The following is a 25,143-nucleotide window of genomic DNA, read 5'->3' on the forward strand; positions in this document are numbered from 1 at the left end:
TTTTCGCTTTTTGATACTATTAGTTTCAAGGAAAGTAGATTTCAGGAGGTGATTATTTTATGTCAGAAACGAGCAAAGCAGTTATCTTTCAGGCCGGGAATGAGGAGTTTGCACTTCCGATTTTTAATGTGATATCGATTGAAAAAACGGAAGAAATTACTCCCGTACCTCAAATGCCTGATTTCTTCATGGGGGTGGTGAAGGTAAGGGATCATTTGATTCCGGCAATAGACTCGGAAGCGATTCTTTACCAGCGCAGACTCCAGCCCGACAATCAAACAAGGATGATTGTCCTGGATGCTGATGGGATATCCTTTGGAGTTGTCGTAAAGGCTGCAACAGAAATTATGGAAATTCCTGCGGAAAGCATTCATCGTCCTGAACTGGCTGCCTTTCATAAAATTGATTATTTGAAAGGGATCGCCACCTTATCCGATAGAATGGTCATCATTCTTGACCCTGGCAGGATGATTGAATCTCTTGAAGGAATCAAAGAAGTCAAAGCTGTTATTGAAGGAGGCACAAGGTAGATGGAAAGCGTGGAAAAGGCTGCATGATGCCTTCCTGTATATTGCATTTTGACACAAAAAATCCATAATCCCACAACGATTGTTTCAGATTTCACATACTGGGTTTAGTAAAATAAAACTGGAATCTTGTTGAAGGTAGGGATGACAATATGCCGAAACTGCTTTATATTACTGCAAATCCAAAAAAGGCAGTCCACTTATCGAAAGGGGCTCAAATTGGGGAAGTATTTCTCGATGCTTTCCAAAGGGAGCAGCCGGAAATTGAAATTGAGAGAATGCATCTCTATGATATGGAAATTCCGGAAATCGATATGGATTTGCTTTATGCCCGCGCGAAGCTCTCATTTATGGGTTATTCGCCGGATCAGCTGTCAAATGATGAAAGAGAGCGCTACACCGAGATGCACAGGCTTGCTGATCGATTCATCGCCGCTGATTATTATGTTTTTGTTACCCCCATCTGGAACTTGGGCGCTCCAGCAATCCTGAAAAAATTCATGGATAATCTGTTCCTGGTTAACAAGACGTTCATCACCACAAGTGAAGGTCCTAAAGGGTTGTTGACAGGAAGAAAAGCCATTCACATCCAGACCCGCGGCGGCATCTATTCTGCCGGCCCAATGGCGGAATTTGAGATGGGTGACCAGTATGTACGCAAAGCACTCACCTTCCTTGGCATGGAACTAATGGATACCATTGTGGCGGAGGGGCTGGATCATTATCCTGAGCAGGTTCCCGCAATTATGTCGAGGGCAAAGGAACAGGCTGGAATGGCGGCGAGGGAGATGGCGAAGATCAGGGCCACAGCTGCGGTCAACCCCAAATAAACAAAGCGACCAAGTCTCACAGTGGTGTGGGTCTTTTTCTTTGTTTAATGGTAAAATGACAGGGAACAATCTGTTAGGGCGTGATCACATATAATGTATCCTAAAAACGGAAGGGTTATATTCCATGTCGATATGAACAGCTTCTATGCCTCTGTAGAAATGGCCTATGATCCATCCCTAAAAGGGAAACCACTGGCCATTGCCGGTAATCCCGAGGAGAGAAGGGGCATCATTGTTACATGCAGCTACGAAGCACGTTCGTTTGGTGTTAAAACAACAATGCCGCTTTGGGAAGCAAAGAAACTATGTCCTCAGCTCATTATAAAAACTCCAAATTTTGAGAGGTACCGTGCGGCCTCGTCAGGTATGTTCGATATCCTTCGCCAATTTTCCGATTTGGTTGAACCGGTTTCCATTGATGAAGGCTATGTTGATATAACTGAGAGCAAGGATCTCGGCTCTCCGCTGTTTATTGCCGAAACCATCCAAAAGCGAATCCTAGAACAGCTCGATTTGCCATGCAGCATTGGCATCGCCCCAAATAAATTTTTAGCCAAGATGGCATCTGACATGAAAAAGCCAATGGGAATCACGATCCTCAGGAAACGCGATGTTTCCAGGATTCTTTGGCCTCTCGATGTTGGGGAGATGCATGGGGTGGGCAAAAAAACGGCGGAAAAACTCGATTCCATTGGGATCCGTACGATTGCGGATCTCGCGGGTTCCAATGAAATTCAATTAAAGGCTTTATTGGGAATCAATGGAGCAAGACTGCGGGAACGGGCTAACGGGGTAGACAGTAGGCCGGTAGATCCCGAGTCGATTTACGATTTTAAAAGTATCGGGAACTCGACAACTCTCCCGAGAGATATTGCTAACCAACAGGAACTGCTGAAGGTGCTGGATAAGCTGGCTGATCAGGTGGAGGCCAGGATGAAACGCAAACAGGTTGTTTCAACGATTCTTGGCATCACCATCCGCTATAAAGACCGGAAGACGATAAACAGGAGCCATAAGCTGGATAATCCAGCTGGCCGCAAGGAAGAGATAGTCGAAGCCGCAAAAGCTCTGTTCATCAAAAATTGGAATGGAAATCCTGTCAGGCTGCTGGGAATTACCGTCACAGGTCTGATGGAGGCAGAATCAGCCGTTAAGCAGCTGGACCTTTTTTCATATGAGCAGGAGGCAGAAAAAGAACACCTTGTGCAGACAGTGTCGAAATTAAAAGAAAAATTTGGGAAAAGTATTATCGGGAGGGCAAGCTCACACTTAAACCAGCAGGGAATAAGGAAATCTTCCGGCAATGATACAAGTTTTAACAAGGATTTTCTCCAGAATAAAAAACAAGATTAAAATTTATCAAATATTGTTTATTCTTTATGGTAAAATCTAAAAATAAAAGAGGAAAACTAGCTCGATTATTTGCAAACTTCTACATTATATTGCTAAATTAGAGTGTACTCTTTTACAACCAATACATACAGGAGAAGGGAAGAAGTGGAAAATGTCAAAACAGCAAATTGGCGTCATCGGCCTTGCCGTAATGGGAAAAAACCTTGCGTGGAATATGGAAAGCAAAGGTTATTCTGTTTCAGTTTATAATCGTTCCCGAGAGAAGACGGATGAAATGCTTGAGGAATCAAAAGGGAAAAACATTGTTGGTACCTTTTCTGTTGAAGAATTTGTCAATTCTTTAGAGAAGCCCCGTAAAATTATGCTAATGGTCAAGGCAGGAGGCCCGACTGATGCAACCATTGATCAGCTGAAGCCTTACCTTGAAAAAGGAGATATTCTGATTGACGGCGGGAATACCTTCTTTGCTGACACGCAGCGCAGAAATAAAGAACTTAGCGAATTAGGCCTTCATTTTATCGGTACTGGGGTATCCGGCGGGGAAGAAGGAGCTCTTAAAGGGCCATCCATCATGCCTGGCGGCCAGAAGGAAGCTTATGATCTTGTAGCGCCTATTTTTAAGGATATCTCAGCAAAAGTAAACGGTGAGCCTTGTACGACCTATATTGGCCCGGATGGTGCAGGCCATTACGTGAAAATGGTACATAACGGAATTGAATATGGTGATATGCAGCTCATTTCCGAGGCATATTTCCTATTAAAGAACGTTCTTGGGCTTACTGCAGATGAACTTCATAAAGTGTTCTCCGACTGGAACAAAGGAGAGCTTGACAGCTACCTTATTGAAATAACTGCAGATATCTTTACGAAAACGGACGAGGAAACCGGCAAGCCGCTTGTAGACGTGATTCTGGACACAGCCGGTCAGAAAGGAACAGGTAAGTGGACCAGCCAAAGTGCGCTTGACCTTGGAGTACCGCTTCCGCTTATTACTGAATCCGTATTTGCCCGCTTCATTTCTGCCATGAAGGATGAGCGTGTTGAGGCAAGCAAATTATTGCGTGGACCTGAAGCGAAACCATTCACAGGCGATCGTGAAGGATTCATAGAATCTGTACGCAAGGCACTTTATATGAGCAAAATCTGTTCTTATGCCCAAGGTTTCGCTCAAATGCGTGCAGCATCTGAAGAATACGGCTGGGATCTCCAATATGGAGATATTGCGATGATCTTCCGCGGAGGCTGCATTATCAGAGCGCAGTTCCTCCAAAAGATCAAGGATGCCTACGACCGCGATCCTGGCTTGAAAAACCTGCTGCTTGATCCATACTTCAAGGAGATCGTTGAAAGCTACCAGGGGGCCTTGAGAGAGATTGTAGCATTGGCAGCTCAAAGTGGTATTGCTGTTCCTTGCTCCGCATCCGCACTGGCATATTACGACAGCTACCGTACAGAAACGCTTCCGGCTAACCTGCTTCAGGCGCAGCGGGATTACTTTGGTGCTCATACGTACCAACGCGTGGATAAAGAAGGCATTTTCCATACTGAATGGATGAAATAATAAGAACATAAAAAACCAGCGAACGGTTTGTTCACTGGTTTCAGACTGTAGACATACTCAATGAAAATCGAGCTTGTCTACGGTTTTTTTTGTCTAGAAAAGGAATTGTTGACGTTCAAGGCGTTTCGCTTTCCGCGGGGCGGGCGGTGAGCATCCTCGTCGCTACTGTTCCTGAGGGGTCTCACACCTGTCCCCCTGATCCCGCAGGAGTTTTCACGCTTTCTCCAATCAAAAGTTTTTCAAATGTTAATATAGCAGGGGAACAAAGCCATTTTGGCCATGGGCAAGGAGAGTTCCGATATTGGCTTATTGTCCAAAGTGAGGGGGCGTCTAACCTGAAGTATAAGCTCAATAATAGTCAAAAGGGGTTCGGAATAGAACCATTCCGAACCCCTTTTGTCGACAAACTGAAACCAGCGAACGTTTTGTTCGCTGGTTTTTTTCATGTTATTATCATTCCTGGATATCCAGGTTCTCAACCGGCCACCAGAAGAATCCATCTTTTTCAAGCAGTTCTTCTGCTTTTCTAGGCCCCATTGTCCCAGAATTATAGTTAGGGAAGCTCTCCTCTTTTTCGTTTTCCCATACCGAAGAAATATTATCAACAAAGCCCCATGAAAGTGCAACTTCATCCCAGTGGGTAAAGTTCGTCGCATCGCCTCTGAGGCAGTCGTATAAAAGCTTTTCATAGGCTTCTGGTGTGTTAAGTCCATCAATACCCTTGTTTGCATAGCTGAGCTTAACAGGAGTCGAACCAAACGTCTGGCCGTTCTTTTTCGCATTTAGATGCAGGGTAATCCCTTCGTCCGGCTGAATATGAATGACAAGAAGGTTAGGGCTGACAGAACCCTCCTGTTTATTGTAAAGGTCCATCGGAATATCCTTGAACTGAACCACGATTTTCGTCGATTTTGTCTCCATCCGCTTTCCTGTCCGGATATAGAAGGGCACTCCTGCCCAGCGGAAATTATCAATCATCAATTTTCCGGCAACAAAGGTTTCGGTGTTGGATTCAGGGTTGACCATCTCTTCCTGGTTATATGCCGGCACGTCTTTGCCATTTAGAGTTCCGCTTCCATATTGGCCCCGCACAAAATACTCATTGACCTCACTGCCTTTAATGGTTCTTAATGCACGGAATACTCTTACTTTTTCAGAGCGGATTTCATCTGTTGTCAGGCTGATTGGCGGCTCCATTGCCAGCAGGGATACCATTTGCAGCATATGGTTTTGGACCATATCCCTTAAAGCTCCGCTTTTTTCATAGTAGCGTCCCCGCTCCTCGACACCAAGCGTCTCGCTTGAAGTCACTTGAATGTTCGAAATGAACCGGTTATTCCAAAGCGGCTCGAAAATGCTGTTTGCAAATCGGATGACCTCAATATTCTGCACCATTTCCTTGCCAAGATAGTGATCAATTCGATAAATTTCATTTTCGGAGAAGGCAGTCCTGATTTGTCTGTTGAGTACTTTGGCAGATTCCAGGTCATGGCCGAATGGCTTTTCAATCACAAGCCGTTTGAAGCCTCCGACATCCGTCAGTCCGTCACTCTTCAGATGCTCGGCAATGGTTCCGAAAAACTCAGGGGCCATTGCAAGGTAAAAAATCCGGTTTCCATCGAGCTTATATCCGCTGTCAAGCTCTTTTGCAAGCTCGTTCAAGGCAGAGTAGGAGTTAGAATCGGTTACATCATGTGAATGGTAATAAAACTTTGAAACAAATTCTTCAATGGAACTGTCGGTTTCGCCATTCGGGGCGATTGATTTTTTGACACTGTCTTTAAATTCTTCGTTGGTCAGGGATCTTCTGGCAACCCCGATGACCGCAAATCGGTCCAGCCTGTCCTTTTGGAATAACTGGTACAGGGACGGAAACAGCTTCCGTTTGGCCAGATCTCCTGTTGCTCCGAAAATCATGATTAACGCTGTCGGTTTTTCATTATGTGCCACGGTAATAGAACCTCTCTTTATTTAAAGTTAAATGATATGTACGATTGCACTGTTCAAAATTTTATCTGTTTCATCCGGAATAATCAAATGAAAGGTTTAAGATAGTTTTTATCTAGGACTTCCAATTTATCCTTTGTTTTGTGGTATAGTATTAGCAGAAATTTGAATGGCCTGCCTTCAGCCTGAAGCAGGCTTCCTTTACAAAGGAGTTTTTAAACATGGATATTTTTTTTCTTGGAACCGGTGCAGGCGTACCTGCCAAGCTTAGGAACGTCACCTCGATTGCACTAAAGCTTCTTGAAGAGCGTGGAGCTGTTTGGCTTTTCGACTGCGGCGAGGCAACACAGCATCAAATATTACATACAAGCATTAAACCCAGACGGATTGAAAAGATTTTCATTACCCATCTTCATGGAGACCATATATATGGTTTGCCGGGTCTTCTTGCAAGCAGGTCCTTCCAGGGTGGAGAATCACTAGTAACTGTGTATGGTCCTCCCGGGATAAAGGACTACCTGAACATTAGCCTTAAGGTCAGCAGAACCTGTCTGAGATATCATCTCGAAATTATTGAAATCGATGAAGGAACCGTATTCGAAGATGAACAATTCACTGTCGAAGCCCGGCTTCTGGATCATGGCATTGCTTCCTATGGCTACAGGATTGTTGAAAAGGACCGCCCTGGGACGCTTCTGGTTGACAAATTAAAGGCAGAGGGGCTGAAACCAGGTCCCGAGTACAAAAAAATCAAGGAAGGCATTGCTGTCAAAACGGATGATGGACGAGTCCTGAACCCTTCCGATTTTCTGGGGCCTCCCCAAAAAGGAAGAATTATCGCCATCCTTGGAGATACCAGGCCCTGTGAGGCGGGTGTATTCCTTGCACAAAATGCCAGCCTGCTTATTCACGAAGCTACATTCTCGGGAAATGAAGAAGAGCTGGCCCGTGAATATTTCCACTCTACAACCATTCAAGCTGGAAAAGCTGCGAAAAAAGCGCAGGTAAAAAAACTCTGCCTTACCCATATCAGCTCCCGCTACGACAAGGAAGGATGGGTGCAGCTGGCTGAAGAGGCAAGAACTGTTTTTCCGGAAACCATTATAGCGGAAGATTTTATGGAAGTACCAATCTCTATTGACAAGCAGTAAACAGGCTGGCTTTAATTCCGGTCTGTTTTTCTATTTTTTATAGATTGACTCTACCGATTTTCCCGGCATTTAAATGTTCCCGCACCCTATGCGAAGATCCCTGGATGCAGTTCCTGGCCAAAAGGTTTCAAAAAATCCCCGCGCGATAAAAGTCAGGTCCGCCGGCCATTTTGCAAATTCCCAGAGCCTCATATCTTTGCCGTGTTAAGGATGTCCCGGAGGAATTGGCCCTTTTCCCCTGACTGCCCCATTCCCGTTTATTTATCTGACAAATGTAAACATCTTGTTTTAGTATAACAGGAGTTTTTTCTCTTTGCGGAAACTCTTAGCTTTTAATTGGCTGCCATTCTTTATTCAGCTCAATCGAAAGCATTTCTCCCATTTTCCTTGAATGGGCCGCCGCCTGCATGATACAGGCAACCATTGCATCCTGTACCCCGTGTTTTTCAAGGATTGAGACCCCGGCTTCAGTGGTCCCTCCCGGACTGGTCACTTCCATTCGGAGCTGCTTCGGATCTTTGTCTGACTTTGTCAGCATCTCAGCTGCCCCGAGCAGGGTCTGGACAATTAATGCTTTGGCAAGCTGCTGTTCTATCCCAATTTCCGCTGCGCTCTTTTCCATGGCCTCAACCAAATAATAAATATAGGCAGGACCGCTGCCGGAAAGTCCTGTGACAGCATCCAGCTGCTGCTCTTTTACAAACGCTGTTAGACCGACCGTATCAAATAGTTCCTTTGCCAGCCCTTTTTGCGTTTCTGTCACCCTCTCGTTTGTCGAAATGGCCGTTGCGGACTTGTTGACGGCAGCAGACGTATTTGGCATTGCCCTGGCAACTGCCAGCTGTCTCCCCGCTGCTTTTTCAATGGTTTCGCTTGAAACGCCTGCGAGAACTGATATTACTAAGAGGCTGTCCGTCAGGAAAGGAGTAAACTCAGCAATTGCGGATGCCGCATCCTTCGGTTTCATTGCCAGGATTACTGCGTCGGCATCCCTGAAGAGCTCATCGTACTTATACGATGCATTCACCCCGTAGGAAGCTTTTAATTGATCCAGCCTTTTTTGATTCTGCCGGTTTGTTACCCATACCTGGCCGCCGCCCAGCAGCTTATTCTCGATGATTCCCGACATTAAAGCCTCGGCCATTGCGCCTGCTCCAATAAAAACAAGCTTTTTCATTCTTTTTCCTCCAATTGAATTTTCTTTGATCTCCATCTTACTATGGCCGCCTTTCAAAAATAAAAGACCCCTCATCCGTTAAAGGACGAAAGGTCTCTGCTTCCGTGGTACCACCTTCATTCACTTTATCGCCAGGGAAAAGTGCTTCTTTATGTCCGTTAACGCCGGTTACGTCCAGGTTTGCCTGGCAGCTCGCAAGGTAGGTTTCAACAGGGAAGAGGGCGGTGAAGTCTTTCAGCCGGGGATCTTCACTCTCTGTCGCCATTTCTGTTTACTTGGCCTTATTCAGTGCTCTTTTAAATAATTAAATTTAATAGTGATTATGCAAGAGAAAAAGGCCGTCTGTCAAGAGGAAAAAATGGAGTTTTTAGTCTTTTCTGAAAGTATTATGTAGAAATAATGACATTTACTTGATAATTCGCTACACTTAAACGTGTGTATGGAGTATTTGAAAGTTATACTAAAATAAAGTGTAGATGGTATTCTGCTAGTTAAAGTGCCGAAAAATGGGAGGGCCAAATTCTGTTATTATCTCTTGGGGAGACTACTTACCGTCAGAGGTGATGAGCCAGGCCTTCCTGTATTATGTTGTGAACTGAGGTGAACAATTTGAAAGAAACTCGTTTAATAGGGAAAAATATTATCATTACCGGTGCGTCCGGAGGAATAGGAGCGGAAATGGCCCGCCTTTGCGCAAAGCATTGCGCCAATCTTGTGCTGATTGCCCGGAGTGTAGACAAGCTTGAAAGCCTGCAAAAAGAGCTGAGCGGACAATATGCTGCCCAGATTTTTGTCAGGGGCCTCGACGTAGCAGACTCCGAGGGAGTTCGAAATGTTTTCGGTGATATACTGGAGCAAATTGGCCATGTGGACATCCTCGTCAATAATGCAGGGTTTGGAGTTTTCCGCCACGCCCACGAAGCAGGAATTGACGAAATCAAGTCCATGTTTGAGGTGAATGTCATTGGGCTTATGGCTTGTACCTCAATGGTTTTACCTGGGATGAGAGAGCGGAGGAGCGGTCATATCATCAATATTGCTTCCCAGGCAGGCAAGATAGCGACACCTAAATCGAGCATCTATTCAGCTACCAAGCATGCGGTCCTCGGGTATACGAACAGTCTTCGCATGGAACTGGACGATTACGGAATTTATGTTACTTCGGTAAATCCCGGGCCGATTGCAACTAATTTTTTCAACATTGCCGATGAACAAGGTACGTATGTAAAAAATGTTCAGCGATTTATGCTTCAGCCTGATTACGTAGCCCGGCAGATTGTCGACCGAATGATGACCAGAACGAGAGAAATAAACCTTCCGCGCTGGATGAATGCAGGAAGTGTCATTTATGCGCTGTTCCCGACCATGTTCGAACGACTGGGAAAACGGGCCTTCAACCAAAAATAAGAGCGTAAACCGGCCGAATGGTACTTCAAGGGCCGGTTTTTTTAGTTGATTAAAAAATCGTACACTACATCATGAACAATTTCATATAAATCAACATTTGGCTCCCTCATTTTCATTTGCGAAATTTTGCTGTACATCATCTCGAATTCCTCTTCACTTAGCGTGACGGTTTCCTCATCGCCGGGGCTGTACTGGAGGAAGCAGTTCTTTACCATTTTCTTGATTAATTTTTTATCCACTGATGAACACCTCTCCTTAATTCCCATTCCAGAAATACATTCTGTTTCCATAATAACCTGTTTTTATGAACTTCATCGGAAAATTTCCATTGAAACCGAACGCATATTCGCTTAATATTATGGGTATAATGAATTAGAGAACAAATGTTCCTGTTATTTTCCAGTGCAAAATTATGGAAATTCAGGATAGGCTGATGACTCAAGAGCACCCAAGGGAGGACAAAAAGATGATTGATTACCGTGATATGCCGCAAAACCAGATTCTATGTGTTGATATGAAGAGCTTTTATGCAAGCTGTTCTGCGGTGATGCTTGGCCTTGATCCTCTTGAGTGCTATCTTGCTGTCGTAGGAAATACAGACCGCACCGGCAGCGTCGTGCTTGCGGCTTCACCACGATTAAAAAAGGACTTTGGAATTAAAACGGGTTCAAGAATGTTTGAAATTCCCGAGGATCCCCGAATTCGAATTGTCGACCCGAAGATGTCCACCTATTTAAGGATCTCCACAGAAATCTCCAGAGTATTCAACCGCTATGCCCCAAAAGAAGCGATTCATACCTACAGTGTTGACGAAAGCTTTATCAAGGTGGATGGGGCTGCCAGGCTCCTGGGAGGCGCCTGGACGATTGCTGAAAAAATCAGGGATGACATTGAGAGGGAGTTTCAGCTTCCATGCGCGATCGGTATTGGCCCTAATATGCTGATGGCCAAATTGTGCCTTGATCTTGAAGCGAAAAAGGAAGGGATTGCTCAATGGACTTATGAAGATGTCCAGAAAAAACTCTGGAAGGTGTCTCCGCTCCGGGAAATGTGGGGGATTGGCCGGCGGGTGGAAAAAACACTGAACGGCATGGGGATTTTTACTGTCGGCCAGCTCGCCCGCTATGATCTTGAGAAGCTGGAAAAAAAAATCGGCATCATGGGCAATCAGCTTTACCACCATGCCTGGGGAATCGACTTTTCCGAAATTGGGGCCCCAATCATGGAGGGGCAGATCAGTTTCGGAAAAAGCCAGATCCTTCTCCGGGATTATAAAGAAAAAGAGGAAATCAAACACGTCATTCTTGAGATGTGCGAAGAGGTGGCACGCAGGGCAAGGAGCCACGGCAAGGCTGGCAGGACCATCAGCTTTGGCCTGGGCTACAGCCAGGATGAATTCGGAGGAGGGTTTCACCGCTCAAGGACAATCGACAGCCCTACCAATGTGACTATGGAGCTTTACCGTGTCTGTCTTGAATTATTCACCGAGAACTATTCCGGGAAAACAGTGCGGAGCATCTCGATATCACTTGGGAATCTGACACAGGACAGTCAATTTCAGCTCGATTTATTCGATCCGGATAGCTGGAGGCGGCGCGAGCTTGGGTACACGATGGATCGGATTCGCGCCCGTTTTGGTTCCACAGCCCTGTTGCGGGCGGTTTCCTACACAGCTGCAGGAACTGCAAAGCAGAGGGCAAAGCTCGTAGGCGGGCATAAAGGTTAAGGTGCAGGTTAAGGAGGAAAACAGGATGATTCGTGACCGTGGAAGAATAAAATGGACCTCAATGATGCTGCCAGAACATGTTAAGATGCTTCGGGACTGGGCAAAGGAGGATGAAGAGGAAAAAGAGAAGGAGCTTGACGAGCAGCAGCTTGAGCTGATGAACGAGACCATCCTTGAAGCAATGGAGTTTAACTGCCCTGTTGCAGTTACTTACCGCTGGCAGCGGAACTATGAACTGGTGGTTGGGAAAATTCATTATTGGGATGAAGCAGGAGCCAGGCTGCATATCGTTGACCGGTTTAAAGAGACTCACCGCATCGGGCTGTCGAGTATAGCTGATGCCAGAATCACGGAAGAATGGTGAAGGAAAAAAGCAATAGCCTCAAGAAAGCGGCCATTGCTTTAAGGTTATTCAGATTCTTTAGGATGAGCCCGGACCACCGACTCGAATTTTCCTTTATGAGAGCCATCACAGAATGGCTTTTTGCTGCTGAGACCACACCGGCACAATGAAAATGTCGGTTTTGTTTCAAACACATTTCCCTCCGCGTCAACAAGCTCAACATCTCCCGATACCCGCAATGATCCGTTATCGTTTACTTTAATTTGCACTTTAGACATCAAAAAACCACCCTTCACAAATTTGCCATATTTATACTATGATGGTAAAAGGAAATAAAGTAAAATGCAAGTTAAAGAACAAAATGCTCTTCCATGGTAAAATAAGGAGAGGAAGGGAGAAAGTCAGTCATGGAGATTCATATAACAGAGAATGCAGAAAAAAAACTCAGAGCTCAAACAGAGGGAAAACAGGGAGTATACAAAATTGTGTACGATACGGAAGATTGCTGTGCCGTAAATGGAATTGCAATGCTCTGGTTTGTTGAACAGCCCGAACATACAGATTCAAAAGTGAAAACCAACGGGCTTTCTGTTTTTATTGAAAAAGCAAAGGAGATATTCTTTGATGAGCAATTGACAATTGATTATGCGGAGGAAAAGGGCTGTTTCCAGCTAAAGAGCCCGAACCAGTATTTCAACCCTTGCATGAGCCTGATTATAAAATCATAAGGCTTATTCTGCATAGAAAACAAACCTGAACAATACAACCTGGGAGGCAAGGCATGGGGAAAGTCGGACGAGCCATAATGTTGGCGATGTGTATGCTGCTTCTGGCGGCCTGCAGATATGAAACCCTGGATCAAGCAATAGAAGAAGGGATCCCATTTAATATTCAACAGATCGTACATATGGAGAAATTAAAGGAAGGTACTCTTGTCCTGTATACCACAAAGCAAAAAGATGGAGCGGAAAGAGTCGATGCCCTGGGGGCAGCATTTATAGAGGGGAACAGCAAGGACGGATGGGAAAACGTCGGCCATAATCACTGGATCTATGAGAAGAATGATTTTATGATGCAGTATAAGGATGTTTTCCATGTTTACAGCCCGGATGGCAAGCTGGAAGTAAAGGTGCCGTTCCTGTTTGGGAAAATAAACAGCCCGAAAATAACCAAAGTGGAAGTGGCCAAATCAGATAAAAAGTTTAGTGTGGCCAAAGTGATTAAAAAAGGGAAAGAAAGATACTACTATGCAATTGGGGATTATCAGTTTGCCAGAGGCTTGGCGAAAGACGGAAAAGAGCTTAACCGTCAAGGGAAATAGCCGGGAAAGGCCAGGCATTAATCGCTTCAAACTATCAGGCGTGAATCCAAAGGATTCACGCCTTGCTTTTATGCTGAAAATGAGTAAATCCGTCGCCTGCAATATCGGTTCCCGAGGCGGCATCTATAAAAAATAATTGTAAGGAATAAACCGCAGGAGTCCATCACCCGTCAGGAGGGACTGTTTTAAATAGTTGCGCACTGTTATGAAGATACCGCTGTCTGCATTATGAACCAGATTCTTTTAAACCAAACTCTTCGAGAAATTCATCAAGGACCTGTTCATATTCCTCGCGATTTTCACCGAGCGACCTGGCGTGCACGCCATTTTGAGCCAGAAATAGCTTTTTGGGTCCCTTTTTTCGGTCAAAAAGTTCTTCTGTCATGTGATGAAGAATATAATCATCTTTTTGACTGTGAATAAAGAGAACAGGATGCTCTATGTTTTCGACCGCAGATACTGGAGAAACATCCTTTAGTGGATAATGATCGCGCAGCTTCAAAAACAAATGGGCAATTGGCATAATCAGCCGCGGGGGCAATTTCACTTCTTCTTTAACCCGGTACGCAAGCTGTTCAGCAAAATCTGAATAGGGACAGTCAGCAATATAAAAATCAGCGCCATCCTCGAGCATGCCGGCATATTGAAGCAGTGTTGCCGCCCCCATTGATTCTCCATGGATGCCTACAAGCAAATGCTTTCCCTTTTCCGATTTGAGCCAGTCGACTATCGCTTTTAAGTCAAACTTCTCATAAAATCCGTAGGAGGTAGTCCGTCCTCCGGATTCCCCGTGTCTTCGCTGATCGTATATGACCGCATTAAACCCTCTTTTCAGGAAGAGATTCATATACTTTACAGAAGACATTTTATTCTCAGTAACTCCATGGCAGAAAATAACATATCTATTGGTTTCCCATGGTTCAACGAGGATGCTTTTTAGATGATAGCCAAAGGGAGATGTAATGGACACTTCTCTTTTCGGCAGTTTTTCAAAGTCGTTGGAGTTCAGGAAGCCCGCTTCCTCGTCACGTCTCACAATTTCTTCATCTGCCTTTTTTTTAATGAACATAATCCGATTAGTGAAATAAAACCCTGCCGTAGCAATGACAAGCAAGACAGAAAATACATAACGAAGCGTCCTTCGCATAAGACCCCTCCACCAGTGTTTTTTCTTTTATTTTACCTTAAACAGGAAACTGAAAGCATAAAAAAGCCGCTCTGATGAACGGCTAAGTCAGGAAATCAATCATCCCTCGCTCAAGCTCTGGCGGTTGGTTGGATGAATGGCTTTGTCGAGCTCCTCGGCAGCGATTGTCTGTTTGACATTATTGGCGTTGGGCTTTCCTTTCTGGCTGTTTCCTTTTTCCCGCTTTTGGCTCATTTGCAGTGTCTCCCTTCAAAAATGACTTCAATAAATAAGATGGCTATTGAATGGCACCTTATGCATAAAAGGTTGAAAAGGCATGCTGTGATTCACTTCTAAGTTATGATTATCATCGACTTGATGAAACCCTTTCGCTCAGTATCCGCCTCTTCATATTTTCATCATCCCTTAGATGAATCCTTTTTCCCAGCAGTCTAGAAAATTATCCAGTGAATCAGGAAGGAAAAAGGTCTATTTTCAATTAAAATATCATAGGGTGAGTGATATAATTTTTAAATAAAAGATTAATAGTAGAGAGGTTATGTAAATGAAAAAGAAGAAAAAACAACAAGCCAGGCCCCAGACCAGGAAAGATGACAAGCCCGTTACCCTTGGAGATATGCTTAATCAAGATCTAATGGCACAGCTGAAAGAAAAACAGCAGGAGCTGCAGCATCAGGAAGAAAAGCAAAAAAAACAGGAAAGAGAAGAGGAGGCCAGGAAAAAACGGGAGCAGCAGCGTTTAAGAGAAAAGAACATGTCGTTTGAAGAGCTTCTTTCCAAAAGTGATATGGACTGGAAAAAATATAAATGAACAGAAGAAAAGTCGAAGTGGTTCCATATTCGTCTGATTGGAGTAAACTATTTAAAAAGGAACAGGAGCGCCTCATGACCATTTTCATCAAGGGGGATGTGGTGATTCACCATATTGGGAGCACTTCCGTACCCGGGCTCAGTGCAAAGCCCATTATTGATATTCTGATAGAGGCCGAAAACCTTTCCGTGATTGATTCCGCTGTATCCGCCATGGAAAATGCAGGCTATGTAGCTAAAGGGGAAAATGGGATACCAGGCAGGCGTTATTTTCAAAAAAGTGATAGAAACGGGGTTCGTTTGTATCATGTACATGGATTTGCAAAAGGGAGTTATGAGGTCTACCGGCATTTAGTGTTTCGTGACTTCTTAAGGGCACATCCCGACGAAGCTCACAGATATGCGGAAGTCAAGGAACGCGCAGCTGCAAGGAATACCTACAGGATTGACTCTTATATCCAGGAAAAATCGCCCATCATAGTAGAACTTGAGAAAAAGGCGCGTGACTGGAGGCCTTCGACAGCTTTTCAATGAAAAAAAGCAGCCCAGGCTGCTTTTTGTTTGTTTTTCTATTCAATATTTCACACGCGAAAAGAAATTTGCCAAATTTCTTTTCGATTAACGATGTTCCTGATACTGGCTGGCTTTTGTCAAGGCATGTATCAAAGAAACCTGCTCAGAGGTAAGCGGTTCGCTGTTAACGGCTCTGGCATTAGCCCGGACCTGTTCAACCGTGCTTGACCCAGTGACAACTGAAGCAACAGCAGGATTAGCCAAATTATATTGCAGGGCCACTTCTTCAAGCGCCCGTGCCGAAGCCACTTTTTCTTTTAGAAGAGGGAGTACCTCCAGAAGTTCTCCAGAACGATAATCAAGGAAGCCTTTTCCGTTGGAAGCTTTCTCGAAATATAGTTCGCTCAGCAGCCCTTTGGCCACCGATCCTCTTGTCACAACGCTAACGCCTCTTTCCTGCAGCAGCGGAAGAGCCTCTTCTTCAGGCCGTCTATCCAGAATGCTATACTGCATCATAACAGAAACAATGGAAGACTTTTTGAGATATTCCCGTATCACATTCGGCCGGATGGAAGAAATTCCATAATGCCGAATCAAGCCTTCTGCCTTGAGCTCTTCAAAAGCTTCGATCGTTTCCTCTATCGGGTCTTCGATGGTCCCTCCATGTAACTGGTAAAGGTCGATATAATCGGTCTGCAACCGGTCAAGGCTGTATTTGACAGCGTCCTTTAGATAATTCTTTGATGGGTCCCAGCTCCAGCCGTCCTTCGCCTCATTCCAGCGGTTGCCGCCCTTGGAGGCGATGATGACCTCTTTTCTGACGTCTTTAAATGCCTGTCCGACGATTTTTTCATTTTCACCATGATCATACAAGTCGGCCGTATCAAAATAATTCACGCCTTCCTCAAGTGCGGCTTCAATAATGGTACGGGCTTTTTTCTCATTGGTTCCCAGTGACATACAGCCGAGGCTCATTTCGCTTACATACAAATCGGAGTTTCCTAACTGCCGTTTTCTCATTTTTCTATTCACCCTATTCCCGTTTTTCTCCATTTTATCGAAAGAGACAGGGTGACTACAACTAATCTGTACGGGGAACGCTTTTAGAGACTGCCTCTGTCCAGTCCTTTACTAGTTTGTATTCCTTGCTGTATTCCTTTAGTTTCTTTTTAATTTCCCATGCTTTCCCTGCCATCAAGAATCCATTGTCATATACATATACCTTCATCGTGATGCTCCCTTCATTTTGTATGGTAAAATGTATGAAGTATTAGACTTGGATTAGAACAGGAGTGAATGGAATGAGCTCATTAGAAGAAAAAACGCTCAGTACAGAAAAGATTTTCACCGGGAAAATCATCAGCCTTCAGGTAGATGAGGTGGAACTTCCAAATGGAAAAACATCCAAAAGGGAACTCATTAAACATCCAGGAGCAGTGGCTGTCATTGCCGTTACCCCTGATCATAAAATTGTCATGGTGGAGCAGTATCGAAAAGCACTCGAACGAACGATTGTAGAAATCCCCGCTGGAAAGCTGGAACAAGGAGAAAAGCCCGAGATTTGCGCCGCCCGCGAACTGGAGGAGGAAACAGGCTATGTATGCGCCAAAATGGAATGGCTGACTTCCTTTTATACTTCACCTGGGTTCGCTGATGAGCTGGTTCACATATATGTGGCAACAGGTCTCACCAAAAAAGAGGATGCCGCTGAAACGGATGAGGACGAGTTCGTTCATTTAATTGAAATCACCCTAGAGGAAGCAGTTGAGCTTGTGAAGGGACAAAAAATCTATGATGCCAAGACTGCTTTTGCCGTGCAATATTTGCAGCTGCAAAAAGCAATGGGAAGAAAATGACTTCATTTTACGCCGATTTGCATATTCATATCGGGCGGACAAGAACCGGCAGAGCAGTAAAAATTACAGGGGCGAAAACATTGACCCTTACGAACCTGATTGCCCACGCAAGGGATAAAAAAGGGCTCAATATGGTAGGGATTATTGATAGCCATTCCCCGGAAGTCCTGCAGGAGCTGGAAGAACTTCTTGATTTGGGGGAACTGTCAGAGCATCCAGATGGCGGGCTTATGTATGGGGACATGAGCATCATCCCTGGTTCAGAGCTGGAAATCAACAGTGAAGAAACGTCAGGCCCAATCCATGTACTTTGCTTTTTTCCGTACCTTCACACCATGCGCCTTTTTTCCGAATGGCTGTCATTACATCTGAAAAATATTCATTTGAGCTCGCAGCGTGTGTATGTCTCGGGGAAAGAGCTGCAAAAGAAGACGAAGGAATTAGGAGGGCTGTTCATACCGGCCCATGTGTTTACCCCTTTTAAAAGTTTGTATGGGAAAGGGGTCAAGCGCACCTTGGCGGAAGTTTTTGATCCGGCCCTCATTGATGCAGTGGAGCTGGGTTTAAGCGCCGACACCTCAATGGCCGATCAGCTGCTCGAGCTGCACCGTTACCCTTTTCTCACCAATTCAGACGCTCATTCTCTTGCCAAGATTGCGAGGGAATACCAAAAGATTGAAATGAAAGAACCCTCTTTTGAAGAGCTAAGAAAAGCACTAAGCAGGGAGGATGGCAGAAAAGTAGCGGCTAATTATGGACTGGATCCCCTGCTGGGAAAGTATCACAGGACGGTTTGTTCAAATTGTCTGTCTCCCTTTCCGGAAGGGGCACTTCATTGTTTACATTGCGGCAGTGAAAAATATATCAGAGGTGTGGCTGACAGAATTGCTGAGCTTAAAACAGCAGAATCCGGTACAATGGGAGGCAGGCCGCCTTATATCCATCAGGTTCCGCTTGAATTCATTCCCGGTTTGGGACCTAAATTGCTGGAACGGCTTATGGATCATTTTGGAACGGAAATGGCTGTGCTGCACTCTGTTCCGCGTGCAGCCCTAGAAGAAGCCATCCCGGCAAAGATTGCAGACTTAATTGTCAAAGCCCGGAGCGGAGAGTTAAAGGTCCATGCCGGAGGCGGCGGGAGATACGGAAAGATAATAAATAAGTGAGGGCCGGCCGGCAAGGGGCCGGCCTATTCCAGTTGTCAAATCTATTAATCGCTATTTCTAAAATGCTAGTCATAGAACGTTTAATCCTGCATAAAATCTAATATCCAATGTGCAGGAGGAAAAACAATGAAGAAAAAAAAATACCAGAACGTCGCAGCTGATCATCTCCGAGAATATTCCTCTATCTATTTGTTTGTAGTTGTATTATTTTTAATGGGTGTAATTTTTGGGGCAGTGATTGTCAACAGTTTAAGCTTTACGCAGAAAGAAGATTTGTTTTATTATCTAACTCAGTTTTTTGGACAGGCAGCAGACGGTGATGTGGCAGCAGCCCGTGATTTGTTTGCACAAAGCTTTTTTGATAACAGCAAATTTATTGGTCTGATTTGGGTGCTGGGGATCTCCATCATTGGCCTTCCGGTCATTCTTATAATATTATTTATGAAAGGCATGGCGGTAGGCTTTACGGTAGGGTTCCTTGTCAATCAAATGGGGTGGGATGGCTTTTTGCTTTCATTTGTTTCCATTTTGCCTCAAAATTTATTGATCATCCCGCTGTTCATCATTATGGCCGCTTTGAGTGTAACGTTTTCTTTAAAAATGATCAGGAACCAGTTTATGAAGAAGGTAAATCAGCCTGTGCTGCCACAATTTTTCAGGTATTTATTTTCCTTTGCCATTGCGGTCGTTTTTGTTGCCGCAGCAGCTGGCATTGAGGCCATCATTTCACCTGCGCTCCTTAAGACTGTCATCCATACAATAAGTTAGTTGTTAATAATTATTGTTTTATAATAATTATCGTCTCTAGTTTGTAATAATTTTATTTTGAATCTCTATTCCCTTCTGATATAATGATAATTGACAGTGGCGGGGGAGTGAGACTAACTATATGGAAACAAGAATCGAGAGAATAAAAAAACAGCTGCATTCGTCCAGCTATAAACTAACGCCGCAGCGTGAAGCAACTGTTCGTGTCTTATTGGAAAATGAGGAAGACCATCTTAGTGCAGAAGATGTTTACCTTCTGGTCAAGGAAAAATCTCCTGAAATTGGTCTTGCTACAGTATATCGGACTCTTGAATTATTAACTGAACTGAAAATAGTCGATAAAATTAACTTCGGCGATGGTGTTTCCCGTTACGATCTCCGCCAGGAGGGCGCAGCCCATTTTCACCATCACCTCGTTTGCATAGAATGCGGTGCTGTCGATGAAATCCAGGAAGATCTTCTTGAGGATGTCGAGGAGATTGTGGAAAGAGACTGGAAATTTAAAATAAAGGATCATCGTCTTACCTTTCATGGCATTTGTCACCGCTGCCAGGAAAAAGACAATGATCAACTTGAGGATTTACCCCAAAAAGCAGAACAGGCATAGAAGCCAGACTCTTTCTCCGCGAGAAAGGGTTTTTTTAATTATTAGGATCTTGTACAGGATGTGCACCTCTTCTAGGTATATTTCTTGTCCAAAATGGCATATCTTGTAGTATTAAGCTACTCGGAGGCCATGAAATGAAATTTATCTCAATGATTCTGCATGCATTCAAGGTGTTTATTTTATTCACGGGATGCACAATTTTATTTTACTATGGTATTATGTGGGTTAACGAAGAGTACCAGAATTACCATCGGTATGATGAGCCGGAGGGAGCTGCCATAAAAGTTTCGGCGCAAACTTCTGAAGATGAGCCAAGCATGCTCGACCGGTTAATCCTGTTTTATTTGAATGGGGAGTAATAGAAATGGAAGAGTGTCTCAAAGATTTTGTTCACTTCTTGATTGTTGAAAAAGGGCTGTCGCGAAATACCATCACCTCATACGAACGTGATTTAAAAAGCTACTTAAAGTATATGGAAAAGGTGGAGGGGCTTCAGGACCTGCAGGGTGTCCAGCGGCTTCAGATCGTCCACTTCCTTGGCTACCTTAAGGATGGGGGGAAGTCTTCCAGGACGATTGCCAGACATGTGGCTTCAATCCGGTCCTTTCATCAATTTTTATTGCGTGAAAAAGCAGTCGGGCATGATCCTACTGTCCATATTGAAAGCCCGCAGCTGGAAAGGACTCTTCCCAAGGTACTGAGCCTTGCGGAGGTAGAGATTCTGCTGGAATCCCCCAGGCTGGTTGACCATTTTGGCTATAGGGATAAAGCGATGCTGGAACTCCTGTATGCGACTGGCATCAGGGTTAGTGAATTGATTGGACTTAATTTGGCTGATGTTCATTTGACTATGGGCTTTGTCCGCTGCATCGGCAAAGGGAACAAGGAGAGAATCATTCCAATCGGAAAAACGGCAGCTGCCGCATTGGAAAAGTATCTTGATAAAGGCCGGCCAAGATTTATGGAAAAGCAGCAAAAGGAGGAAGCCCTTTTCCTGAACCTTCATGGCAAGAGGCTGACAAGGCAGGGCTTTTGGAAAATCTTAAAGCGCCTGGCAAAGGATGCTGGCATTCAAAAGGAACTGACACCTCATACCCTGAGGCATTCCTTTGCCACCCATTTGCTGGAGAATGGGGCGGATTTGCGTGCCGTTCAGGAAATGCTTGGCCATGCGGATATCTCAACAACCCAGATTTATACGCATGTGACAAAAACAAGGTTGAAGGATGTTTACAGCCAGTTCCATCCGCGAGCTTAGGAGTTTGCCAGATTTAAAAGACATGTCATCAGGAGAAGCGGGGACCGGATAGCTGGAAAAATGGCTCTTTGGTTATCCATAAATAGTTTCCTTGCAAGAAAGAATACGCCCAAGAAAAAGCTGTCTGGTTCTGGCAGCTTTTTCTTGTTTTTTCAGAGTGGAATTTAGTAAAATATAGATGTCAGACTTCTGACTTTTAAGAAAGGTGATCGGGGTTATTAATTGGAAAAAAGGGTAAAATACCTAGAGCATTTTATGTGAGCGTATCCAAAAAGGAGGAAACACGATGTCATATACATATAAAAGGGTGTTTTTAATCGTCATGGATTCCGTGGGGATTGGGGAAGCGCCCGATGCCGAGAAGTTCGGTGACAAGGGGGCCGATACTTTTGGGCATATTGCGGAAAAGATGGATGGCTTGAACATGCCTAATATGGCCAGGCTTGGGCTGAGCAATATCAGGGAAATCAAAGGTATCCAAAAGGCGGAAAAACCGTTGGCCTTTTATACGAAAATGCAGGAAGCGTCCAACGGAAAGGATACAATGACTGGGCATTGGGAAATCATGGGCCTTAATATCCAAACGCCTTTCCAGGTATTTCCGGAGGGTTTCCCGGATGAACTTATATCCGAATTGGAGACACGGACCGGGAGAAAGGTTATAGGAAACAAGCCGGCAAGCGGTACGGAAATTCTTGATGAGCTTGGCGGGGAACATATGAAAACTGGAGCCATGATTGTTTATACATCAGCAGATTCAGTCTTGCAGATTGCTGCACACGAAGAAATCATTCCCTTGCAGGAGCTTTATGAAATCTGCAAAATTGCAAGGGAGCTGACACTTGATGAGAAGTATATGGTAGGAAGGGTCATTGCCCGCCCATTCCTAGGCCAGCCGGGGGATTTTAAGCGCACTTCTAACCGTCATGATTACGCCCTGAAGCCGTTTGGGCGCACGGTCATGAATGAACTGAAGGATGCAGGTTATGATGTCATTTCCATCGGGAAAATTGCCGACATTTATGACGGGGAGGGAGTAACAGAATCCCTGCGGACCGTCTCCAATATGGATGGCATGGATAAGCTGGTTCAAACACTTGATCAAGATTTCACTGGACTCAGCTTTTTGAACCTGGTTGATTTTGACGCTCTGTATGGTCATCGCCGTGATCCGCTGGGCTATGGCAAGGCGTTGGAGGAATACGATGAAAGGCTCACTGAGGTCATGGGAAAATTAAAGGAAGATGATCTTCTGATTATCACTGCCGATCATGGGAATGATCCGGTCCACCATGGAACAGATCATACACGCGAATTCGTTCCGCTCCTGGTCTATTCAAAAGGGAACGCTAAAGGCAAAGAGCTTCCATTACGCCAGACATTTGCGGATGTTGGGGCAACGGTAGCGGATAATTTTCAGGTGAAAATGCCTGAACATGGCACAAGTTTCTTATCTGAAATGAAATAGTTATGAGGTGGAGAAATGGATAGAGGAAAAATCAAAAACTCAGCATTGTTCTTGAAAGAAAAATTCAGCCAACAGCCTAAAATTGGACTTATTTTGGGATCCGGACTGGGGATCCTAGCCGAAGAAATTGAAAACCCGGTGAAAATCCCTTATGGAGAAATTCCGGATTTTCCCGTTTCAACAGTGGAAGGGCATGCGGGACAGCTAGTGTTCGGCAGCCTGCATGGAGTCAGTGTCGTTGCGATGCAGGGCCGGTTCCATTTTTACGAAGGATACACCATGGATAAGGTCACCTTCCCTGTCCGGGTAATGAAAGAGCTGGGAATAGAGTCGCTGATCGTTACAAATGCTGCAGGCGGTGTAAATGAAAGTTTTTCACCCGGAGATCTAATGCTCATTTCCGATCATATCAATAATATGGGGACAAACCCGTTGATTGGCCCAAATGATGCGGAGCTGGGACCTCGTTTTCCTGACTTAAGCGAAGCATATTCAAGGGAATTGAGAAAAACAGCCAAAGAGGTTGCCAAGTCCTTGCAAATCAATGTGCAGGAAGGGGTATATGTGGGCAACACAGGCCCTGTATATGAAACTCCGGCGGAGATTCGCATGCTTCGGTCATTGGGCGGAGATGCAGTAGGGATGTCTACTGTTCCGGAGGTAATCGTTGCCAGACACTCAGGGATGAACGTTCTGGGTATTTCATGCATTTCCAATATGGCAGCCGGGATCCTTGACCAGCCGCTTTCCCACGACGAGGTCATCGAAACAACGGAAAAAGTAAAGGCAACTTTCCTCCGCTATGTAAAAGAGCTTGTAAAAGAAATTGGCAAAGCTTAAGGATCGTCAAATACTTAGGTAAGTGGTGATTATGATGAGAATGGTGGATTTAATAGAGAAGAAAAGGGATGGCTTTGAGCTGTCAGCAGCAGAGATAGACTTTATCATCAAGGGCTATACAGATAATTCCATTCCTGATTACCAGATAAGCGCCTTGACAATGGCGATCTATTTTAAAGGGATGTCTGAAAGAGAACGGGCTGATTTAACGATGGCAATGGTTAAATCGGGAGATCAAATTGATCTAGCAAGGATTGAAGGCATAAAGGTAGATAAACATTCTACAGGAGGAGTGGGGGATACAACAACTTTGGTGCTTGGTCCTCTTGTCGCCGCTGTAGGAGTTCCTGTAGCAAAAATGTCAGGTCGTGGACTTGGGCATACAGGGGGAACCATTGATAAGCTGGAAGCAGTCAAAGGCTTCCATGTTGAAATCGATAATGAACAGTTCATTCACCTGGTGAACAAAAACAAATTAGCTGTCATAGGGCAGAGCGGGAACCTCACACCTGCGGATAAAAAGCTATACGCACTTCGTGATGTAACGGCAACTGTGGACAGCATCCCGCTGATAGCCAGTTCCATTATGAGCAAAAAAATAGCAGCAGGAGCAGATGCAATTGTCCTTGATGTAAAAACAGGCGCCGGCGCATTCATGAAAACGCTGGAGGACTCCCGGGAACTGGCAAAGGCAATGGTACGGATTGGGAATAATGTTGGCAGAAGGACGATGGCAGTTATTTCTGATATGAGCCAGCCGCTGGGATATGCGATCGGAAATGCCCTTGAAGTCCAGGAAGCCATTGATACGTTAAAGGGGCAAGGTCCCGAAGATCTTACCGAGCTTTGCCTGACACTCGGCAGTCATATGGTCTACCTGGCTGGCAAGGCGAATACGCTGGAAGAGGCCAGAAACTTGCTTGAAAAAGCAATCCAGGACGGTTCTGCATTGGAAGCATTCAGGGTTTTCCTTAGCTCCCAAGGTGGAGACGCTTCCATAGTGGATGACCCAGCAAGGCTTCCGCAGGCGAAATACAAGTACGAGCTTGAAGCAAAGGAATCCGGCTATCTTTCAGAGATGGTTGCCGATGAAATAGGTACCGCCGCCATGCTTCTTGGAGCAGGAAGGGCAACGAAGGACTCTCAAATTGACTTGGCTGTCGGCCTGGTCCTTAGAAAGAAAATAGGGGACAAGGTGGAAAAAGGGGAGTCACTGCTTACCATCCACAGCAATTTTGAAAATGTTGACCATGTAAAAGAACTGCTTTATAAAAACTTAAAGCTCACCAAGAACCAGGTGAATGCCCCCACATTAGTACACGGTGAGATAACAGAATAGTACATGCAGAAATGCCTGCCAAGAAGGA

General features: G+C 44.8%; 30 protein-coding genes. 21 read left to right on the forward strand and 9 right to left on the reverse strand.

Annotation, left to right across the window (positions count from 1 at the left end; all coding sequences use genetic code 11):
• Positions 1 to 59 precede the first annotated feature (59 nt).
• The 4 genes from EV146_RS17215 (at position 60) to gndA (ending at position 4,271) form a co-directional block, all read left to right on the forward strand.
• Complete coding sequence (locus EV146_RS17215; protein ID WP_132008737.1) at positions 60 to 530, forward strand: chemotaxis protein CheW; 471 nt, start codon at positions 60 to 62, stop codon at positions 528 to 530.
• Positions 531 to 679: 149 nt separating this feature from the next.
• Positions 680 to 1,357, forward strand: a complete 678-nt coding sequence (locus EV146_RS17220) for an FMN-dependent NADH-azoreductase (RefSeq protein WP_132008740.1) — start codon at positions 680 to 682, stop codon at positions 1,355 to 1,357.
• A 93-nt stretch (positions 1,358 to 1,450) separates the two neighbouring features.
• Entirely contained in the window at positions 1,451 to 2,710 is a 1,260-nt protein-coding gene (locus EV146_RS17225; protein WP_132008743.1) for a DNA polymerase IV, read from the forward strand.
• Between the two features lie 151 nt (positions 2,711 to 2,861).
• A complete protein-coding gene (gene gndA, locus EV146_RS17230; RefSeq protein ID WP_121611920.1) occupies positions 2,862 to 4,271 on the forward strand; it encodes an NADP-dependent phosphogluconate dehydrogenase in 1,410 nt (469 codons plus the stop codon).
• A gap of 453 nt (positions 4,272 to 4,724) precedes the next feature.
• Here gndA and zwf read toward each other — a convergent pair whose 3' ends face one another.
• The gene (gene zwf / locus EV146_RS17235; protein WP_219916383.1) at positions 4,725 to 6,188 is read right to left on the reverse strand and encodes a glucose-6-phosphate dehydrogenase; all 1,464 of its coding nucleotides are present in this window, start codon (positions 6,186 to 6,188) and stop codon (positions 4,725 to 4,727) included.
• Between the two features lie 251 nt (positions 6,189 to 6,439).
• Here zwf and rnz point away from each other — a divergent pair, with 251 nt between their 5' ends.
• Positions 6,440 to 7,369: a ribonuclease Z gene (gene rnz / locus EV146_RS17240; RefSeq protein ID WP_132008748.1), complete on the forward strand. Its 930-nt coding sequence runs from the start codon at positions 6,440 to 6,442 to the stop codon at positions 7,367 to 7,369.
• A gap of 325 nt (positions 7,370 to 7,694) precedes the next feature.
• On the opposite strand, the gene proC is transcribed toward rnz, so the two are convergent.
• A complete protein-coding gene (proC, locus tag EV146_RS17245) occupies positions 7,695 to 8,546 on the reverse strand; it encodes a pyrroline-5-carboxylate reductase (RefSeq protein ID WP_132008751.1) in 852 nt (283 codons plus the stop codon).
• Between the two features lie 40 nt (positions 8,547 to 8,586).
• Positions 8,587 to 8,811, reverse strand: coding sequence for a hypothetical protein (locus EV146_RS17250; protein WP_121611923.1), 225 nt, complete (start codon positions 8,809 to 8,811; stop codon positions 8,587 to 8,589).
• A gap of 344 nt (positions 8,812 to 9,155) precedes the next feature.
• Between EV146_RS17250 and EV146_RS17255 the strand changes: the two genes are divergently transcribed.
• Positions 9,156 to 9,953 (forward strand): SDR family NAD(P)-dependent oxidoreductase, encoded by a 798-nt coding sequence (locus EV146_RS17255; protein WP_132008754.1) that lies wholly within the window; start codon positions 9,156 to 9,158, stop codon positions 9,951 to 9,953.
• A gap of 41 nt (positions 9,954 to 9,994) precedes the next feature.
• On the opposite strand, the gene EV146_RS17260 is transcribed toward EV146_RS17255, so the two are convergent.
• On the reverse strand, positions 9,995 to 10,192 hold the full coding sequence (locus EV146_RS17260) for a YqzH family protein (protein ID WP_158287128.1): 198 nt from the start codon (positions 10,190 to 10,192) through the stop codon (positions 9,995 to 9,997).
• A 227-nt stretch (positions 10,193 to 10,419) separates the two neighbouring features.
• Between EV146_RS17260 and EV146_RS17265 the strand changes: the two genes are divergently transcribed.
• Positions 10,420 to 11,679 (forward strand): Y-family DNA polymerase, encoded by a 1,260-nt coding sequence (locus EV146_RS17265; protein ID WP_132008760.1) that lies wholly within the window; start codon positions 10,420 to 10,422, stop codon positions 11,677 to 11,679.
• 25 nt (positions 11,680 to 11,704) lie between these two features.
• Positions 11,705 to 12,043, forward strand: coding sequence for a YolD-like family protein (locus tag EV146_RS17270; protein WP_132008763.1), 339 nt, complete (start codon positions 11,705 to 11,707; stop codon positions 12,041 to 12,043).
• Between the two features lie 44 nt (positions 12,044 to 12,087).
• Here EV146_RS17270 and EV146_RS17275 read toward each other — a convergent pair whose 3' ends face one another.
• Complete coding sequence (locus EV146_RS17275) at positions 12,088 to 12,300, reverse strand: CDGSH iron-sulfur domain-containing protein (RefSeq protein WP_121611928.1); 213 nt, start codon at positions 12,298 to 12,300, stop codon at positions 12,088 to 12,090.
• Between the two features lie 129 nt (positions 12,301 to 12,429).
• On the opposite strand from EV146_RS17275, the gene EV146_RS17280 reads away from it, so the two are divergent.
• Entirely contained in the window at positions 12,430 to 12,750 is a 321-nt protein-coding gene (locus EV146_RS17280; protein WP_132008766.1) for an iron-sulfur cluster biosynthesis family protein, read from the forward strand.
• A gap of 53 nt (positions 12,751 to 12,803) precedes the next feature.
• Complete coding sequence (locus EV146_RS17285) at positions 12,804 to 13,343, forward strand: hypothetical protein (protein WP_132008769.1); 540 nt, start codon at positions 12,804 to 12,806, stop codon at positions 13,341 to 13,343.
• A 226-nt stretch (positions 13,344 to 13,569) separates the two neighbouring features.
• Here the strand turns inward: EV146_RS17285 and EV146_RS17290 are convergent, their stop codons facing one another.
• Positions 13,570 to 14,490, reverse strand: a complete 921-nt coding sequence (locus tag EV146_RS17290) for an alpha/beta hydrolase (RefSeq protein ID WP_132008772.1) — start codon at positions 14,488 to 14,490, stop codon at positions 13,570 to 13,572.
• A 99-nt stretch (positions 14,491 to 14,589) separates the two neighbouring features.
• A complete protein-coding gene (locus EV146_RS28185) occupies positions 14,590 to 14,724 on the reverse strand; it encodes a hypothetical protein (RefSeq protein ID WP_257535507.1) in 135 nt (44 codons plus the stop codon).
• A gap of 310 nt (positions 14,725 to 15,034) precedes the next feature.
• Here EV146_RS28185 and EV146_RS17295 point away from each other — a divergent pair, with 310 nt between their 5' ends.
• Positions 15,035 to 15,301, forward strand: a complete 267-nt coding sequence (locus EV146_RS17295) for a YqkE family protein (protein WP_132008775.1) — start codon at positions 15,035 to 15,037, stop codon at positions 15,299 to 15,301.
• Positions 15,298 to 15,834: a GrpB family protein gene (locus tag EV146_RS17300; protein ID WP_132008778.1), complete on the forward strand. Its 537-nt coding sequence runs from the start codon at positions 15,298 to 15,300 to the stop codon at positions 15,832 to 15,834. Before EV146_RS17295 ends, EV146_RS17300 begins: the two co-directional genes overlap by 4 nt.
• Positions 15,835 to 15,918: 84 nt before the next feature.
• On the opposite strand, the gene EV146_RS17305 is transcribed toward EV146_RS17300, so the two are convergent.
• Together EV146_RS17305 and mciZ are read right to left on the reverse strand one after the other, a co-directional pair.
• Positions 15,919 to 16,833, reverse strand: a complete 915-nt coding sequence (locus EV146_RS17305; protein WP_132008781.1) for an aldo/keto reductase — start codon at positions 16,831 to 16,833, stop codon at positions 15,919 to 15,921.
• Positions 16,834 to 16,894: 61 nt separating this feature from the next.
• Positions 16,895 to 17,041: a Z-ring formation inhibitor MciZ gene (mciZ, locus tag EV146_RS17310; protein WP_121611935.1), complete on the reverse strand. Its 147-nt coding sequence runs from the start codon at positions 17,039 to 17,041 to the stop codon at positions 16,895 to 16,897.
• A 73-nt stretch (positions 17,042 to 17,114) separates the two neighbouring features.
• Here mciZ and EV146_RS17315 point away from each other — a divergent pair, with 73 nt between their 5' ends.
• From EV146_RS17315 to EV146_RS17355, 9 genes are all read left to right on the forward strand, one after another.
• Positions 17,115 to 17,669 (forward strand): NUDIX hydrolase, encoded by a 555-nt coding sequence (locus tag EV146_RS17315; protein WP_121611936.1) that lies wholly within the window; start codon positions 17,115 to 17,117, stop codon positions 17,667 to 17,669.
• On the forward strand, positions 17,666 to 18,835 hold the full coding sequence (locus tag EV146_RS17320; protein ID WP_132008784.1) for an endonuclease Q family protein: 1,170 nt from the start codon (positions 17,666 to 17,668) through the stop codon (positions 18,833 to 18,835). The genes EV146_RS17315 and EV146_RS17320 overlap by 4 nt, the downstream gene beginning before the upstream one ends.
• Positions 18,836 to 18,961: 126 nt before the next feature.
• Positions 18,962 to 19,603 (forward strand): stage II sporulation protein M, encoded by a 642-nt coding sequence (gene spoIIM, locus EV146_RS17325; protein ID WP_132008787.1) that lies wholly within the window; start codon positions 18,962 to 18,964, stop codon positions 19,601 to 19,603.
• 121 nt (positions 19,604 to 19,724) lie between these two features.
• On the forward strand, positions 19,725 to 20,210 hold the full coding sequence (gene fur, locus EV146_RS17330) for a ferric iron uptake transcriptional regulator (RefSeq protein ID WP_121611939.1): 486 nt from the start codon (positions 19,725 to 19,727) through the stop codon (positions 20,208 to 20,210).
• A gap of 134 nt (positions 20,211 to 20,344) precedes the next feature.
• Positions 20,345 to 20,569, forward strand: coding sequence for a YqzK family protein (locus EV146_RS17335; protein ID WP_121611940.1), 225 nt, complete (start codon positions 20,345 to 20,347; stop codon positions 20,567 to 20,569).
• Between the two features lie 5 nt (positions 20,570 to 20,574).
• On the forward strand, positions 20,575 to 21,468 hold the full coding sequence (gene xerD, locus EV146_RS17340) for a site-specific tyrosine recombinase XerD (RefSeq protein ID WP_121611941.1): 894 nt from the start codon (positions 20,575 to 20,577) through the stop codon (positions 21,466 to 21,468).
• Positions 21,469 to 21,754: 286 nt separating this feature from the next.
• Positions 21,755 to 22,936 carry a phosphopentomutase gene (gene deoB, locus EV146_RS17345; RefSeq protein ID WP_132008790.1) on the forward strand — a complete coding sequence of 394 codons (1,182 nt, stop codon included), beginning with the start codon at positions 21,755 to 21,757 and terminating at the stop codon, positions 22,934 to 22,936.
• A 15-nt stretch (positions 22,937 to 22,951) separates the two neighbouring features.
• Positions 22,952 to 23,776: a purine-nucleoside phosphorylase gene (locus tag EV146_RS17350; protein ID WP_121611943.1), complete on the forward strand. Its 825-nt coding sequence runs from the start codon at positions 22,952 to 22,954 to the stop codon at positions 23,774 to 23,776.
• A gap of 34 nt (positions 23,777 to 23,810) precedes the next feature.
• A complete protein-coding gene (locus tag EV146_RS17355; RefSeq protein WP_132009193.1) occupies positions 23,811 to 25,115 on the forward strand; it encodes a pyrimidine-nucleoside phosphorylase in 1,305 nt (434 codons plus the stop codon).
• The last annotated feature ends 28 nt before the right edge of the window (positions 25,116 to 25,143 follow it).

Source organism: Mesobacillus foraminis, assembly GCF_004340465.1.
Taxonomy (GTDB): Bacteria; Bacillota; Bacilli; order Bacillales; family Cytobacillaceae; genus Mesobacillus_B; species Mesobacillus_B foraminis.

Coding starts and splice junctions, on each gene's coding strand:
- EV146_RS17215 (WP_132008737.1), top strand. CDS start 60: ATGTCAGAAACGAGCAAAGCAGTTATCTTTCAGGCCGGGAATGAGGAG.
- EV146_RS17220 (WP_132008740.1), top strand. CDS start 680: ATGCCGAAACTGCTTTATATTACTGCAAATCCAAAAAAGGCAGTCCAC.
- EV146_RS17225 (WP_132008743.1), top strand. CDS start 1,451: ATGTATCCTAAAAACGGAAGGGTTATATTCCATGTCGATATGAACAGC.
- gndA (WP_121611920.1), top strand. CDS start 2,862: ATGTCAAAACAGCAAATTGGCGTCATCGGCCTTGCCGTAATGGGAAAA.
- zwf (WP_219916383.1), bottom strand. CDS start 6,188: ATGATTTTCGGAGCAACAGGAGATCTGGCCAAACGGAAGCTGTTTCCG.
- rnz (WP_132008748.1), top strand. CDS start 6,440: ATGGATATTTTTTTTCTTGGAACCGGTGCAGGCGTACCTGCCAAGCTT.
- proC (WP_132008751.1), bottom strand. CDS start 8,546: ATGAAAAAGCTTGTTTTTATTGGAGCAGGCGCAATGGCCGAGGCTTTA.
- EV146_RS17250 (WP_121611923.1), bottom strand. CDS start 8,811: ATGGCGACAGAGAGTGAAGATCCCCGGCTGAAAGACTTCACCGCCCTC.
- EV146_RS17265 (WP_132008760.1), top strand. CDS start 10,420: ATGATTGATTACCGTGATATGCCGCAAAACCAGATTCTATGTGTTGAT.
- EV146_RS17270 (WP_132008763.1), top strand. CDS start 11,705: ATGATTCGTGACCGTGGAAGAATAAAATGGACCTCAATGATGCTGCCA.
- EV146_RS17275 (WP_121611928.1), bottom strand. CDS start 12,300: ATGTCTAAAGTGCAAATTAAAGTAAACGATAACGGATCATTGCGGGTA.
- EV146_RS17280 (WP_132008766.1), top strand. CDS start 12,430: ATGGAGATTCATATAACAGAGAATGCAGAAAAAAAACTCAGAGCTCAA.
- EV146_RS17285 (WP_132008769.1), top strand. CDS start 12,804: ATGGGGAAAGTCGGACGAGCCATAATGTTGGCGATGTGTATGCTGCTT.
- EV146_RS17290 (WP_132008772.1), bottom strand. CDS start 14,490: ATGCGAAGGACGCTTCGTTATGTATTTTCTGTCTTGCTTGTCATTGCT.
- EV146_RS28185 (WP_257535507.1), bottom strand. CDS start 14,724: ATGAGCCAAAAGCGGGAAAAAGGAAACAGCCAGAAAGGAAAGCCCAAC.
- EV146_RS17295 (WP_132008775.1), top strand. CDS start 15,035: ATGAAAAAGAAGAAAAAACAACAAGCCAGGCCCCAGACCAGGAAAGAT.
- EV146_RS17300 (WP_132008778.1), top strand. CDS start 15,298: ATGAACAGAAGAAAAGTCGAAGTGGTTCCATATTCGTCTGATTGGAGT.
- EV146_RS17305 (WP_132008781.1), bottom strand. CDS start 16,833: ATGAGAAAACGGCAGTTAGGAAACTCCGATTTGTATGTAAGCGAAATG.
- mciZ (WP_121611935.1), bottom strand. CDS start 17,041: ATGAAGGTATATGTATATGACAATGGATTCTTGATGGCAGGGAAAGCA.
- EV146_RS17315 (WP_121611936.1), top strand. CDS start 17,115: ATGAGCTCATTAGAAGAAAAAACGCTCAGTACAGAAAAGATTTTCACC.
- EV146_RS17320 (WP_132008784.1), top strand. CDS start 17,666: ATGACTTCATTTTACGCCGATTTGCATATTCATATCGGGCGGACAAGA.
- spoIIM (WP_132008787.1), top strand. CDS start 18,962: ATGAAGAAAAAAAAATACCAGAACGTCGCAGCTGATCATCTCCGAGAA.
- fur (WP_121611939.1), top strand. CDS start 19,725: ATGGAAACAAGAATCGAGAGAATAAAAAAACAGCTGCATTCGTCCAGC.
- EV146_RS17335 (WP_121611940.1), top strand. CDS start 20,345: ATGAAATTTATCTCAATGATTCTGCATGCATTCAAGGTGTTTATTTTA.
- xerD (WP_121611941.1), top strand. CDS start 20,575: ATGGAAGAGTGTCTCAAAGATTTTGTTCACTTCTTGATTGTTGAAAAA.
- deoB (WP_132008790.1), top strand. CDS start 21,755: ATGTCATATACATATAAAAGGGTGTTTTTAATCGTCATGGATTCCGTG.
- EV146_RS17350 (WP_121611943.1), top strand. CDS start 22,952: ATGGATAGAGGAAAAATCAAAAACTCAGCATTGTTCTTGAAAGAAAAA.
- EV146_RS17355 (WP_132009193.1), top strand. CDS start 23,811: ATGAGAATGGTGGATTTAATAGAGAAGAAAAGGGATGGCTTTGAGCTG.